15 protein-coding genes are annotated in these 12,709 nt (G+C 65.4%); 3 read left to right on the forward strand and 12 right to left on the reverse strand.

The window, feature by feature from the left end; all coding sequences use genetic code 11:
* The first annotated feature begins 298 nt into the window (after window positions 1-298).
* Together hemA and HDIA_RS23935 are read left to right on the forward strand one after the other, a co-directional pair.
* Window positions 299-1,567: a 5-aminolevulinate synthase gene (gene hemA / locus HDIA_RS23930; RefSeq protein ID WP_099558512.1), complete on the forward strand. Its 1,269-nt coding sequence runs from the start codon at window positions 299-301 to the stop codon at window positions 1,565-1,567.
* A gap of 224 nt (window positions 1,568-1,791) precedes the next feature.
* The gene (locus tag HDIA_RS23935; RefSeq protein ID WP_099558513.1) at window positions 1,792-2,862 is read left to right on the forward strand and encodes a dipeptidase; all 1,071 of its coding nucleotides are present in this window, start codon (window positions 1,792-1,794) and stop codon (window positions 2,860-2,862) included.
* Here the strand turns inward: HDIA_RS23935 and HDIA_RS23940 are convergent.
* The 5 genes from HDIA_RS23940 to ccoG all read right to left on the reverse strand — a co-directional run bounded on the left by HDIA_RS23940 (window position 2,837) and on the right by ccoG (window position 8,286).
* Entirely contained in the window at window positions 2,837-3,649 is an 813-nt protein-coding gene (locus HDIA_RS23940) for an FG-GAP repeat domain-containing protein (protein ID WP_157775802.1), read from the reverse strand. The two genes, HDIA_RS23935 and HDIA_RS23940, sit on opposite strands and share 26 nt — an antisense overlap.
* Before the next feature lie 70 nt (window positions 3,650-3,719).
* The gene (gene ccoS / locus HDIA_RS23945) at window positions 3,720-3,869 is read right to left on the reverse strand and encodes a cbb3-type cytochrome oxidase assembly protein CcoS (RefSeq protein ID WP_099558515.1); all 150 of its coding nucleotides are present in this window, start codon (window positions 3,867-3,869) and stop codon (window positions 3,720-3,722) included.
* Between the two features lie 6 nt (window positions 3,870-3,875).
* On the reverse strand, window positions 3,876-6,185 hold the full coding sequence (locus HDIA_RS23950; protein ID WP_099558516.1) for a heavy metal translocating P-type ATPase: 2,310 nt from the start codon (window positions 6,183-6,185) through the stop codon (window positions 3,876-3,878).
* 5 nt (window positions 6,186-6,190) lie between these two features.
* Window positions 6,191-6,712: a FixH family protein gene (locus HDIA_RS23955; RefSeq protein WP_099558517.1), complete on the reverse strand. Its 522-nt coding sequence runs from the start codon at window positions 6,710-6,712 to the stop codon at window positions 6,191-6,193.
* 125 nt (window positions 6,713-6,837) lie between these two features.
* Window positions 6,838-8,286 (reverse strand): cytochrome c oxidase accessory protein CcoG, encoded by a 1,449-nt coding sequence (gene ccoG, locus HDIA_RS23960; protein ID WP_099558518.1) that lies wholly within the window; start codon window positions 8,284-8,286, stop codon window positions 6,838-6,840.
* Window positions 8,287-8,674: 388 nt separating this feature from the next.
* Between ccoG and msrB the strand changes: the two genes are divergently transcribed.
* Window positions 8,675-9,202, forward strand: coding sequence for a peptide-methionine (R)-S-oxide reductase MsrB (gene msrB / locus HDIA_RS23965; RefSeq protein ID WP_099558519.1), 528 nt, complete (start codon window positions 8,675-8,677; stop codon window positions 9,200-9,202).
* Window positions 9,203-9,210: 8 nt separating this feature from the next.
* Here the strand turns inward: msrB and HDIA_RS23970 are convergent, their stop codons facing one another.
* From HDIA_RS23970 to ccoO, 7 genes are all read right to left on the reverse strand, one after another.
* Window positions 9,211-9,546: a DUF6984 family protein gene (locus HDIA_RS23970; protein ID WP_099558520.1), complete on the reverse strand. Its 336-nt coding sequence runs from the start codon at window positions 9,544-9,546 to the stop codon at window positions 9,211-9,213.
* Window positions 9,547-9,579: 33 nt separating this feature from the next.
* Complete coding sequence (locus HDIA_RS23975; RefSeq protein ID WP_099558521.1) at window positions 9,580-9,903, reverse strand: type II toxin-antitoxin system PemK/MazF family toxin; 324 nt, start codon at window positions 9,901-9,903, stop codon at window positions 9,580-9,582.
* On the reverse strand, window positions 9,900-10,121 hold the full coding sequence (locus HDIA_RS23980; protein WP_099558522.1) for an antitoxin MazE family protein: 222 nt from the start codon (window positions 10,119-10,121) through the stop codon (window positions 9,900-9,902). The genes HDIA_RS23975 and HDIA_RS23980 overlap by 4 nt, the downstream gene beginning before the upstream one ends.
* Before the next feature lie 93 nt (window positions 10,122-10,214).
* Window positions 10,215-10,805 carry an NAD(P)H-dependent oxidoreductase gene (locus tag HDIA_RS23985; protein ID WP_245884064.1) on the reverse strand — a complete coding sequence of 197 codons (591 nt, stop codon included), beginning with the start codon at window positions 10,803-10,805 and terminating at the stop codon, window positions 10,215-10,217.
* Between the two features lie 125 nt (window positions 10,806-10,930).
* Window positions 10,931-11,803, reverse strand: a complete 873-nt coding sequence (gene ccoP / locus HDIA_RS23990; RefSeq protein ID WP_099558524.1) for a cytochrome-c oxidase, cbb3-type subunit III — start codon at window positions 11,801-11,803, stop codon at window positions 10,931-10,933.
* Between the two features lie 3 nt (window positions 11,804-11,806).
* A complete protein-coding gene (locus tag HDIA_RS23995) occupies window positions 11,807-11,962 on the reverse strand; it encodes a cbb3-type cytochrome c oxidase subunit 3 (RefSeq protein WP_099558525.1) in 156 nt (51 codons plus the stop codon).
* Between the two features lie 10 nt (window positions 11,963-11,972).
* Entirely contained in the window at window positions 11,973-12,707 is a 735-nt protein-coding gene (gene ccoO, locus HDIA_RS24000; protein ID WP_099558526.1) for a cytochrome-c oxidase, cbb3-type subunit II, read from the reverse strand.
* Between the last annotated feature and the right edge of the window lie 2 nt (window positions 12,708-12,709).

Below are 12,709 nucleotides of genomic sequence, written 5' to 3' on the forward strand. Positions count from 1 at the left end.
CGCAGCGCCTTCCGCAGCACCGGGAGACGGTTAAGACCCGTTGGCTGCGGTTTTATCGGCAGGATGATTGATCCGGATCAAGGAAGGATCGATGCGGATCGCTAGGATTGGCCGCACATTCGGACAAGGCCGACAGGTATGCACATTGCGGCGGACGGGCCGCTCGTGCACATTATAGGGGTTCCAGGCTTTCGATGCGGCAAAGCGGCGCTAGGGCGTTTTGTCAACCCGACAGGGTTTCGACAAGCATGGTGAGGCGCTATATGATGTCCGCGATCTGGAGGTAGCAGACACCGTTATGAATTACGACGCGATTTTCGAGAACGCCGTGGCCGCCCTGAAGGACGAGCAGCGTTACCGGGTTTTTGCTGATCTGGAGCGCGTGGCAGGTAAGTTCCCCAAGGCCCTGTGGCGACGCGACGACGAAACGCGCGAAATCACGGTCTGGTGCTCCAACGACTATCTGGGCATGGGCCAGAACCCCAAGGTCATCGGGGCGCTGAACGACACGGCGACGCGCATGGGCGCCGGCGCCGGCGGCACGCGCAACATCTCTGGCACGACCCATCCGCTGGTGCAGCTCGAAGCCGAACTTGCCGACCTCCACGGCAAGGAAGCCGGTCTCGTCTTCACCTCCGGCTTCGTCTCCAACGAGGCCGCGATCTCGACCATCGCCCGCCTGCTGCCCGACTGCCTCATTCTCTCCGACGCCCTGAACCATGCCTCGATGATCGCGGGCGTGCGCAATTCAGGCGTCTCCAAGCAGGTCTTCCGGCACAACGACCTTGAGCATCTGGAAGACCTCCTGCGTCAGGCAGGGCCCGACCGGGCCAAGCTGATCGTCTTTGAATCGGTCTATTCGATGGACGGCGACATCGCCCCGATCGAGCAGATCGCCGATCTCGCCGACAAATACGGCGCGATGACTTATATCGACGAGGTTCATGCGGTCGGCATGTATGGCCCGCGCGGCGCCGGCATCTGCGAGCGTGACGGCGTCATGGACCGCATCGACATGATCGAGGGCACGTTGGCGAAAGCCTTCGGTGTCGTCGGCGGCTATATCACCGGCAAGGCGGCGCTCATCGACGCGGTGCGTTCGTACGCGCCGGGCTTCATCTTCACGACCTCGCTTCCCCCCGCGATCTGCGCGGCGGCGACGGCCTCGATCCGCCATCTCAAGGCCTCGACCGCCGAGCGCGAGCAGCATCAGCGCCAAGCGACGCACACCAAGGCCGTTCTCGCCTCGGCCGGCCTGCCGGTGATGCCGAGCGAGACCCATATCGTGCCGCTGCTCGTCGGCGATCCCGACAAGTGCAAGCGCGCCTCCGACATGCTGCTCGAAAAGCACGGCATCTACATCCAGCCGATCAACTATCCGACGGTGCCGCGCGGCACGGAGCGTCTTCGCATCACGCCGACGCCGCTCCACGACGACAGCCTGATCGAGCATCTCGCCGACGCGCTCATCGACGTCTGGCAGGCGCTGGAGCTTCCCTTCGAAACGCCGAAGCCGATGGCCGACGGCCGCATCCGCCAGCAGATTTTCCGCGCCGCGGGCGGCTGACGCATCGGTTCGGTTCCAGGATCTTGCAGGGCCCCGGCGAAAACCGGGGCCTTTTGCATCCCGTCTCCGGCAAGACGATCCCTCAGCCGGAGACTGCGCCCGGCAATCCTCGTCCTCTATTGGGATTTTGACAGGCATTGCGCGCTCAATGGCTTGATTTTCAGTCATTTTCCCGATGAACATGAGACCGTCGTCGACGCGGAAGCGGTCCCCCTGGAGGTGCAATGGCTGAGTCTTTTCCCGTGGCTGTGTTCGACGGCCATAACGACACGCTCCTGCGTCTCATCGAAAAGATGACGAATGACCCGGTCGCCGATTTCATCCGCGGCGACGGGCTTGGCCATATCGACCTGCCGCGGGCCAGAAAGGGCGGGCTTGCCGGCGGCTTCTTCGCCTGTTTCAGTCCCTCTCCTCGCTCGGGCTCCGGTTTCGCCGATGGCATGTCGGGGGCAAGCTACGACGTGCCGCTGCCGCCAAGGCTCGACGAGGCGGTTGCCCGCCGCTATGTCGCCCGCATGATCTCGCTGTTGGCGCGCATCGAGCGCCACTCCGAGGGCGCCTTGCGCGTCTGCCGCAGCGGTCGGGAGGTCCGGGCGGCCATTGCGGAGGGTGTCTTCGCCGTCCTCCTGCATATCGAGGGCGCCGAGGCGATCGACCCGGAGCTTGCCATGCTGGACGTGCTCCATGCGGCCGGACTGCGCTCGCTCGGTCCGGTCTGGAGCCGGCCGACGATCTTCGGCGAGGGCGTGCCCTTCCGCTTTCCCGCAACGCCCGACATCGGCGGCGGCCTCACCGAGGCCGGCAAGGCGCTGGTGAAGCGCTGCAACGAACTCGGCATTCTCGTCGATCTTTCCCATCTCAACGCTGCCGGTTTCGACGATGTGGCATCCCTCACCGATGCGCCGCTTGTCGCCACCCATTCCAACGCCCATGCGCTTTGCCCGCATGCGCGCAACCTGACGGACGCCCAGCTTGCGGCGATCGGCGCGTCGAAGGGCATGGTGGGGCTGAATTTCGCCACCGCCTTCCTGCGCGAGGACGGCCAGATGGACCGCCGCACGCCGCTGGAGACGATGCTGCGTCACCTCGATCACCTGGTCGAAAAGGCGGGCGAGGACTGCGTCGGGCTGGGATCGGATTTCGACGGCGCGGAAATCCCGCAGGAGATCCGCGATGTGGCGGGCCTGCCGCATCTCGTTGCCGCGATGCGGGCGCATGGCTACGGCGAGCCGTTGATCCGCAAGATCTGCCTGGAAAACTGGCTCGGCGTCATCGACCGGACGTTGAAGGACTGAGGACGATCCGCGCGACCGTTCCGCTCTCCATCGGAACGGAAAGAACGGGGCCGTCACCAGAGGCCGCGAGAGCGAAATCGCCGTCGGCTGGCGCGGGAAGGCGATAGCGAGCGATCTCCCGGGCTCGCCCTCCGGCGAAGGACAGGGCGCGTATGGTCGTGCGCGCGCCATCGGGGACGATCAGATCGGCGATGCCGTCTCCGTCGACATCGGCAATGGCGCTCATGGCCGTATGCGGCGATCCGAGCCGGTGATTGGCGACGTCCTCGACCGTTGCGACCTGTCGCAGGGCGCCGCCGGAATAGGTCCAGACCTGCAGTTGCTTGACGAGATGCGGCATGGCGACGAAGGCAATCTCGGACCTGCCGTCGCCGGTAAGGTCGGCGATGCCCGCCGGATCGAGCCAGCGGCGCGGCTGGCCGATAGAGGGCGTCTTCGCCTTCAGCCGGACCGCGTCGCCCGCAACGCCATAGACCGCCAGCGACGCGCCCTCGGTGAGCGATGTGAGGACCAGGACGATCTCGCTGCGGCCGTCTCCGTCGAGGTCCGCCAGCCTCGGCATTCGGTCCTCGAAGACGTGGCTTTCATCGAGCATCAGGTCGAGGCGCCTGCCGTCGGTCATGACGGCGCGAAGGCCGCCGGCTTCCGCCTCGTTGCCGCGAACGTAGTGCTGGTATCGGGTCGTCGGGGCGATCAGCTCCGCCCGGGCGATGTCCTGGTGGCCCTGCGCCGCCAGCGTTTCGGGAACGAGGTCACCCGACGCCATGCAGGCGGTGAGACCGAGCATCGAGACAAGCAAGACGGCAAGGCAACGGCGGAATCCAGGGCAAGTTGGGACGCGCAAAGGGCTCGCCGCCTTACGGTTCCTGGTCGTCATCGTCGAGGATGCGCCACTTCGCCCCTTCCAGATCCTCGTACTGACCGCTCCTGAGCGACCAGAGGAAGGCGCCGAGACCGAGCAGGCCGAGCGAAATGGCGATCGGGATGAGATAGACAAGAACGTTCATCGGCTTTCAGCTTCCGACAGGTGCCGACGCTGCAATCCGCTTGGGAGAGGCGCTGACGGTGATGGGCTGCATCCTGCTCTGCCCAGAGCCGAGCCGCAAGCGGAGTGCGTTGACGGTCACCACCAGCGACGAGCCGGACATGGCGAGCGCCGCGATCAGCGGGGTCACATGGCCGGAGACGGCAATAGGCACCGCGATCATGTTGTAGACGGCCGCGATCCAGAGGTTTTGCCGCATGGCGCCAAGCGCCCGCCGCGAAGCGCTGATCGCCTCGGGGATCGGCTTCAGCGCCTCGCCGAGGAAGACGGCATCGGCCGCCGCCTGGGTTAGCGACGTCGCCGTGACCGGCGCCATGGAAACATGCGCGGCGGCAAGCGAGGGAGCGTCGTTGAGGCCGTCGCCGATCATCAGCACCTTGCGGCCCTCGGCCTTCAGCGCTTCCAGCCGCTCGATCTTGGCGGCGGGCGTCATGCCGCCCCGGAACGTGGAGAGCCCCAGCGCCTCGGCGGCTCGCCGGACGGCCTCGGGCGTGTCGCCGGAGAGGATCTCGACCGCAAGACCGCTGGCCTGAAGTCGCCCGATGACCTCGCGCGCGTCGCTGCGCAGTGTCTGGGCGAAGGCAAAGAGGGAGGGTGCGTGGCCGGTCTCGGCGTAGGCGATGACGGAGGCATCCGGATAGCTGGCCCTGAAGGCGGCAAGCTCGGCCTCGCCGATGCCGCAGAAGTCGGGCCGCCCGAGCCGGCGCCGGGTGTCGCCGTCCGACCATTCGACGCCTTCGCCGGCGATTTCGCGGGCGTCAGCGATTGTCGTCATGACGCCGCTGGCCTTCGCCAGCGCGTCGGCAAGCGGATGGCGGCTGGCCCGCGCCAGTTCTCCGGCGCGGCAAAGGACGTCGGGATCGGCCGGAGATGCAAGACGCGTCGAGGGTTCAGTCAGCGTGCCGGTCTTGTCGAAGACGACCGTGTCGACGCCGGCAAGCCGCTCGATGGCATCGCCCGCGTTGATAAGGACGCCGGAGCGGAAGAGGAGGCCGGCGGTGACCACCTGGACCGCCGGAACGGCGAGCGCGATGGCGCAGGGGCAGGTGATGATGAGGACGGCGATGGCCGTCACCAGCGCCTCCTGCCAGCCGGCGCCGATCAGCAGCCAGCCGGCGAAGGTGGCGGCCGCGGCGGTATGGACGACAGGGGCGTAGGCGCGCGCGACCCGGTCGGCAAGGCGCATCGTCGCCGAGCGGGCTTCGCTGGCGTTGGCGACAAGGCGCTGGATCTCGGCAAGCAGCGTGTCGCCGGCCGCCGCCGCGACCCGCACGACGAGGGCGCCGGAGAGATTGAGCGTACCGGCATGCACCCGCCCGCCGACGCCGGTGCGGGCCGGCATGCTCTCGCCGGTGACGAGGCTGAGATCGAGGTCCGACTGGCCCTCCTCGACGATGCCGTCGACAGGCACGCGGTCGCCGGGCCGCACGAGAACGCTCTCGCCGGGAAGAACGGCGGAGGCGGGCACCTCGGAAAGCGAGCCGTCGGCGTTGCGGCGGATCGCGGTCGGGGCGCTGAGGGCGGCCAATGTCTCGGCTTCGACGCCGGTGCGCCGGCGCATGTTCTCGTCGAGAAAACGCCCGACCAGCAGGAAGAAGAGCAGCATCAGGGCGCTGTCGAAATAGGCCTCTTCCCCATGGGTCAGCGTGTTGACGAGGGAAAGGCCGGTCGCCAGCAGCACGCCGATCGAGATCGGCACGTCCATGTTGACCCGGGCGGCCTTCAGCGCCCGCCAGGCGCTGGCAAAGAAGGGCTGGCCGGCATAGGCGATGGCCGGCAGGGCGATCAGTGCCGAAACCCAGTGGAAGAAGTCGCGCGTTTCCGGCGTGATGTCGGTGACGTTGCCCGACCAGATCGAGATCGACAGCAGCATCACGTTCATGGCGGCAAAGGCCGCAACGCCCATGGAGCGCAGGAGCTGGTTGGCAAGGGCGCTCCGCGTGGCGCCTCCGGTGGCCGGATCGAAGGGATGAGCCGCGTAGCCGATCGTCGCGAGCCGGTCGATGACCGCATCCGGGTCGGCCTCGCCGGGCTTCCAGCCGAGCGTCAGGCGCCGGTTGGAAAGATTGACGCGTGCCCGCGTGATGCCGGCCATCGGCTGGACGGCGCGCTCGATTTCACCCATGCAGGCCGCGCAGGTGATCCCGTCGACGGCCAGCTCCATGCGGCAGGTGCCGTCGGGTTCGGAGCGGGCAAAGGCCGCCCAGTCGCGCGCGATCCGCCCGCTCGTGGCAGGTGGATGCTCGCTTGGTGAACCGGACGCGGCAAGCGCTGACATGGACTTTACTCGCCAGCCTTCAGGAAGATCTGGCTGCGGCTGAGATAGACGCGCTTGCCGTTGCTGCCCGCCACCAGCACCAGATCGCGCAGGCCCGGGGGAACGCCCTCGGCGCTGGCCGCGTATTGTCCGCCGCCGGCGGTGGCAAGGTCAAGGACGACGTCCCGGCGCCGGTCGGCCGGATGCTCCAGCGTCACGTTGACGTCGAGGCCGTAGATCGGCTTGCCGTCCGGCCCGGTGAAGCTGGCGGTGACGGTCAGGTCGCCGTTGGCCGCAAGGGCGGGATGCGCGTTGACGGTCCACTGCCGTGCCGCCTGCTCCTGCGCCTCGGCCATCTGCTCGGGAAACTCCTGGCCGGCCTTGTAGGAGCTTTCCACTTCCAGACCGGAGAAGGTCGATTCGGCCCAATAGACGAGGGCGGCGTTGGCGGCGAAGATGATCCCGAAGAAGCCGAAGAGGATGTAGAGCACGTGCCGGCCGGTGAGGGCGCCGGAAGGGCGGGCGGGCTTGGACATGATGTCTGCCATCGGGTTTGTCCCTGACTGTCTTGACCGGACCGCAACGACCGGTCATGGAAGGCTTTGATTGCCGGGAAATGCCAGCCGCCCGGCCCCTTCGGTGGGAAGAGACCGGGCGGATGCGACGTGTTGGTCTACCGGGTGCGGAAGAAGTCGCCCGCCGCGGCCCGTTCGCCGCTCGCGCTGTCGATCACGTGGAAGGTGATGTCGGTCGACTTGTGCAGCTTGGCATCGGGAGCGGTGATGAGCAGGACGCGGACTTCTTCCGTTGAATCGGGCTTCACCGAAACCACGGGCCAGCCGCCGACGGAGATGCTGCTGCCGACGGCCTCCACCTTCGTATCCGTGGGCAGTCCGCTGACCGACAGGAGGAAGTCGCGCTGGAGCGGCCGCTTGTTGAGGATGCGGATGGTGTAGCCGTTGCGCACGCCGCCGTCGGAAAGGTTGACGAAGATCGGATTGCGGTCGTGCAGCACGTTGATGCCGACGAAGGAACGCGTCGCGAGCGCATAGAGCATCACCGAGCCGACGATGGCAATGACGGCCGCGTAAAGCACCGTGCGCGGCCGCACCAGCCGGTAGATCGGGTTGAGACCCTGGGCGCGGCGCTCGATGTTCATGTCGGTGTCGTAGGCGATCAGCCCTTCCTCGCGGCCGAGCTTCGCCATCACGTTGTCGCAGGCGTCGATGCACAGGCTGCACTGGATGCAGCCGAGCTGCACGCCCTCGCGGATGTCGACGCCCGTGGGGCAGACGACGACGCACTGGTTGCAGTCGACGCAGTCGCCGGCCGGCTCGCCCGCGGCCCGTGCCTTGTCCGCTCGCTTGGCCGACATGCGCGGTTCGCCGCGATCGGTGCGGTAGGTGACGTTGAGCGCCCACTCGTCGGTGAGCGCTGCCTGGATGCGCGGCCAGGGGCACATGTAGAGGCACACCTGCTCGCGCATGTGGCCGGCGAGCGCGTAGGTGGTGAAGGTCAGGATCGCGATCCAGAGATAGGCCGAGACGGGTGCCTGGCCGGTCGCCAGATCCTTCACCAGCGTCGGCGCGTCGGCGAAATAGAGCACCCACGCGCCGCCGGTCCACCAGGCGATCATCAGCCAGCTGACGTGCTTGGCGGCGCGCTTGGCGATCTTGCTCGCCGTCCACGGTGCCTTGTCGAGCAGCATGCGTGCGCGCCGGTCGCCCTCGATCTTGCTTTCCACATAGAGGAAGAGGTCGGTCCAGACCGTCTGCGGGCAGAGATAGCCGCACCAGACGCGGCCTGCGAGCGCGTTCATCAGGAACAGCGCCAGCGCGGCGAGGATCAGGAGGCCGGTGAGGTAATAGACTTCCTGCGGCCAGATCTCGATGAAGAAGAAATAGGCGCGCCGGCCGGCCATGTCGACGAGAACGGCCTGGTCGGGTGCGTTCGGCCCCCGGTCCCAGCGCACGAAGGGCAGGAAATAGTAGATGCCGAGCGTGATGAAGAGGACGGCCCACTTGATGGTCCGCTGGCGCCCCTTCACGGATTGCGGATAGATCTTCCTCGCCGAGGCGTAGAGGACCTCTTCATCCGGATGCTCGTTGTTGTGAACGTTCATTCGTCGATCCCTCCTCGGATCGCGCAGCCCGGGGTTTGGCCGAAGGCCACCGGGTCAAACATAAGCGCGCGGGAAATCCCGTCTTTTCGCGCCTTTGGCTCTTCATCGCAGAAAACGGGGCCGTCTGCCTTGCGCTAAATCAAGTTCAATATTTGCGCATATAATGAAATAAGACGTTTCGTCCTCCGTCCCCTCGTGCTGTCCCAGGCCAGTCGTGCTGGATCGCCAGCTCTTGCCGACGGCCAGCCGTTTCCGACAGTCAGCCTCACCGGCTTGTGAAGAGACGTGTTTGGCCAACGGCGGCCGAACGCGGCAATCTGGGGCAAAGCGAGTGCCGTTCCGGTCCGGAGCGGCCACGAACAATTGCCGGGGGACGGGAGGAAACCTCATGAATCGCCAGGAACGGACCGATCCGACGCGGCGCAGGCTGCTGGGCGCCGGCGGGATTTTCGCGGCCGTGCTGGCCGGGGTCGGCGCGAGCCGTTTCCTGACGGCGGACGAGGCGCGGGCCGCCAGCTTCGAGGTGACGCACACCAAGGAGGAATGGCGCAAGCGCCTGACGCCGATGCAATATCGCGTGCTGCGCAACCACGACACCGAGCGCCCCGGCTCAAGCCCGCTCGATCACGAGAAACGGGCCGGCATCTTCCACTGCGCCGGCTGCGATCTGCCGCTCTTTTCGTCAAAGACGAAATACGACAGCGGCACCGGCTGGCCGAGCTTCTATGCGCCGCTGCCGAACGCCATCGGCACGCAGGAGGACAACACGCTGTTCATGACCCGCACGGAGGTTCACTGCCGGCGCTGCGGCGGTCATCTCGGTCATGTCTTCGACGACGGCCCACCGCCGACCGGCAAGCGCTATTGCATGAACGGCGTGGCGATGACCTTCAAGCCGGACGAGACGGTGGGCTGAGACAGGAGCTAATGGTCGAAACGCAGTGCGTCCGCAACGATCTCGGTGAGGATGGTTGATCCGTCAGCCTTGTAGATTTCAAGTTCGTCGATCTTTCCGCCCACCACATGCAGCAGAAAAAAGATGGGGACTCCATCAATGTCATCAATGGTACCCGTGACCGGGACGCGCTCATTGATTTCGATGGAGAAGGACGGGGCGATATGGAATTTCAGGCTGCCTTCCTCGTCGAGTTCGGTGACTTTGGCCGCAGCGAGTTGAAGCAGAAGGCTCGATTCGATAGCCGGCAGGTGCGCGAAAAGGGCTTCAAGCAGCGATCGTTCGCGGTCAGTGACAGGTCGCATTGGAAATTCTCTCTGCTTGAACGCGACGGAAAATCAGCCGAAGCCTAAGAAGAGCGCCAGAGATCGATTGACGGCCACCAAGAGGTCATTGTCGAGACGACCGAAGGGCGCGGACAGTTTTTCCCGCCTGACAGTCATGATCTTGTCGATCATGATTTGAGAGGGTTTGTTGAGGCCATTTTCAGGTGTCGGGTCTACGCGGATACGGATGAGCGGCGCGTCAATCAGCGTGCCGGAGAGCAAGAGAACCGTGACCGTAGCGGAGGCCTCGAATTGGTCCGATTGGACGATCAAAGCCGGTCTTGGTTTGCCGAAATCTCCGGAGATCGCGACTGTTACGAGGTCTCCTCGCCTCATTCTTCTGGCTCAGCCAGTTCCGCGAGAGCCGTATCGAGAATGTCCGTCAGTTCCGCATCGGCCGCGTCTGATTGGGCGGCAAGCAGGGCCTGCCTGCGGCATTCGTCGGCAAAGCCCGGACGCCTGTTGTCGGGAACCCAGATCTGGATCGGGCGCAGGCCGGCGGCTCTCAGAGCTTGCCGGCGCCGTTCGACCCGCTCATTGACGGAAGACGGCATCTCATTTCTCCATTCGTTACATGTAACGTAGTGAAGAAACTGAGGAAGTCAACGGTATGCCTCTACAGACAAGAGGTTTGGCCAGCGCAGATCTCACTCCCCCTTCCGCCCCAATCCTGCAATCTTCGCCAGGATCTTCTCTGAGGTGTCCGCCTTCAATTCCTCCACCATGCCTATGTAGGTCTTTCGGACCGGCCCCATGCCGACGAATTTGAGGATGTTGCGCTCCATCATCTTCACGCCGTGGGCGAGGAAGAAGAAGCGGTAGGCGAAGGCCGGCATGCCCATGGTCACAATGAGGCGCACCGAGCGCCCCTTGAGTTTTCCCTTCGGCCAGCCCCCCGGGGCATCCTCGAAGGCGAAGGCCGGCCTCAGGGTCTGTTCCAGAAGGCCGCGCAGGAGCGCCGGCATGCCGCCGAGCCAGAGCGGGAAGACGATGACCAGATGGTCTGCGGCAAGGAGGGCCGCCTGAACGTCGGCGATCGTTGCGGGCGGTTCGCCTTCGCGAAAGTCGGCGGCCGACCGCAGCAGGGGAAAGTCGAGCCCGGCAAGGTCGATCCTTCGGACCGTGTGGCCGGCCGCCGTGGCCGCCTGTCCATAGGCGTCGGCAAGGGCATGGCAGAGATGGCTCTTGTCGGGGTCGGGGTGTCCGTCGAGAAGCAGGATCGATCGCGGCATGGTCATCCTCGCCTGGTGCTGGATGGGGACCTCGTGTCCCGGTCAAGACAAGCATCATGTCGGTGAAATGAAAAACCGCCCGGACATCGCTGTCCAGACGGTCAGGTGGTGCGCACGATTATTGTTATGATTTACTGGCCGCCGCCGAGGTTGTGGACATAGATCGCCAGCGACTTGATGGTCACCGGGTCGAGCTTGCCACCCCAGGTCGGCATCACGCCCTTGCGGGCATTCGTGACCGTCTCGATGACGGAGGCCTCGTCCGAGCCGTAGAGCCAGATGGCGTCGTTGAGGCGCGGGGCGCCGAGTTCCTGCATGCCCTCGCCATTCTCGCCATGGCAGGAGGCGCAGTTGTCGGCGAAGACCTGCGCGCCAGCCTTGAGGTCCACGTCGGCCGGAACCTCGAGGCCCGACAGCGAGCGGACATAGTCGGCGACCTGACGGATCTGCGTCTTGTCGAGCAGTTCGTCGCGGCCGAAGGCGGGCATCTGGGTGTCACGGGTGTCCTCGCTCGTGGAGCGGATACCCACCGTGATGGTTTCCTGGATCGCCTCCAGAGAACCGCCCCAGAGCCAGTCGTCGTCCTGCAGGTTCGGGTAGCCGACGGAGCCGGTTGCGCCCGAGCCGTGGCAGGGAGCGCAATTGTCGCCGAAGGCGGCCTTGCCGTTGGCCATTGCGAAGGCGAGCTCGTCCGGGTTCGCCTGGATCTGCTCCAGGCTGGCGTCGGCCAGACCCTTGCCTTCGACGGCCCGGGCATCCACGCCGGCCTGGTAGTTCGCCAGCGCTGCGGCGCGCTGCGAATAGCCGAGGACGCCGCGGGTGTAGTCGGTCATCAGCGGCCAGGACGGATAGACCACATAGTAGCCGATCGCCCAGACGATGCTGGCGTAGAAGACGTAGAGCCACCACTTGGGAAGCGGGTTGTTGAGCTCCTTGATCCCGTCCCACTCGTGACCGGTGGTGGAGACGCCGGAGACGTCGTCGATGTCATCATGATGAGCCATGGCTCAATCCTCACTGAGCGGAATGCGGGAGGCCTCGTCGAAGCTCTTCTTGTTCTTCGGCCAGATCGCGTAGGCGACGACGGCCATGAAGATCGCGAAGAAGTAGACCAGACCCCAGGTCTGGGCGAAGCCGGCGAAATGTTCGTAGGTCCAGTTCATCCGATCCTCCTCAGCGCAGGTTGGCTTTGTCGTCGTAGGTGGAGAAGTCGACCATCGTGCCGAGCACCTGCAGGTAGGCGATCAGGGCGTCGAGTTCGGTCACCTTGGACGGGTCGCCGTCGAAGTCGCGGACCACGGCCTTCGGATAGCGGGCGAGGAAGGCATCCACGCTGTCGCTGTCCGGATTGACCTGGGTCTGGATGTCGAGACGGGCGTTCTCGATCATCTCGTCGGTGTAGGGCACGCCGACGACACGGTTCGCCTTCAGATCGTCGGCGATCCGCTCTTCCTTGAGCAGGGCCGTCGCGAGGAAGGGATAGCCGGGCATCACCGAGGCCGGGACCACCTGACGCGGGTCGATCAGGTGATCGCGGTGCCACTCGTCCGAATACTTGCCGCCGACGCGGGCGAGATCCGGACCGGTCCGCTTGGAGCCCCACTGGAACGGGTGGTCGTACTGGGATTCCGCCGCCAGGGAGAAGTGGCCGTAGCGCTCGATCTCGTCGCGCATCGGGCGGATCATCTGGCTGTGGCACAGATAGCACCCTTCGCGGATGTAGACGTTGCGGCCGGCCAGCTCCAGCGGCGTGTAGGGCCTGACGCCGTCGACCACCTCGATCGTCGACTTCAGATAGAAGAGCGGCACGATCTCGACGAGGCCACCGATGGCGACTGCGATGAGGATGCCGACGAGAAGAAGGATCGAGTTCTTCTCAAGCACCTGATGCTTTGCAAAGACAGACATGT

Origin of the sequence: Hartmannibacter diazotrophicus, assembly GCF_900231165.1 — a bacterium.
In the GTDB taxonomy this organism is placed as follows: domain Bacteria; phylum Pseudomonadota; class Alphaproteobacteria; order Rhizobiales; family Pleomorphomonadaceae; genus Hartmannibacter; species Hartmannibacter diazotrophicus.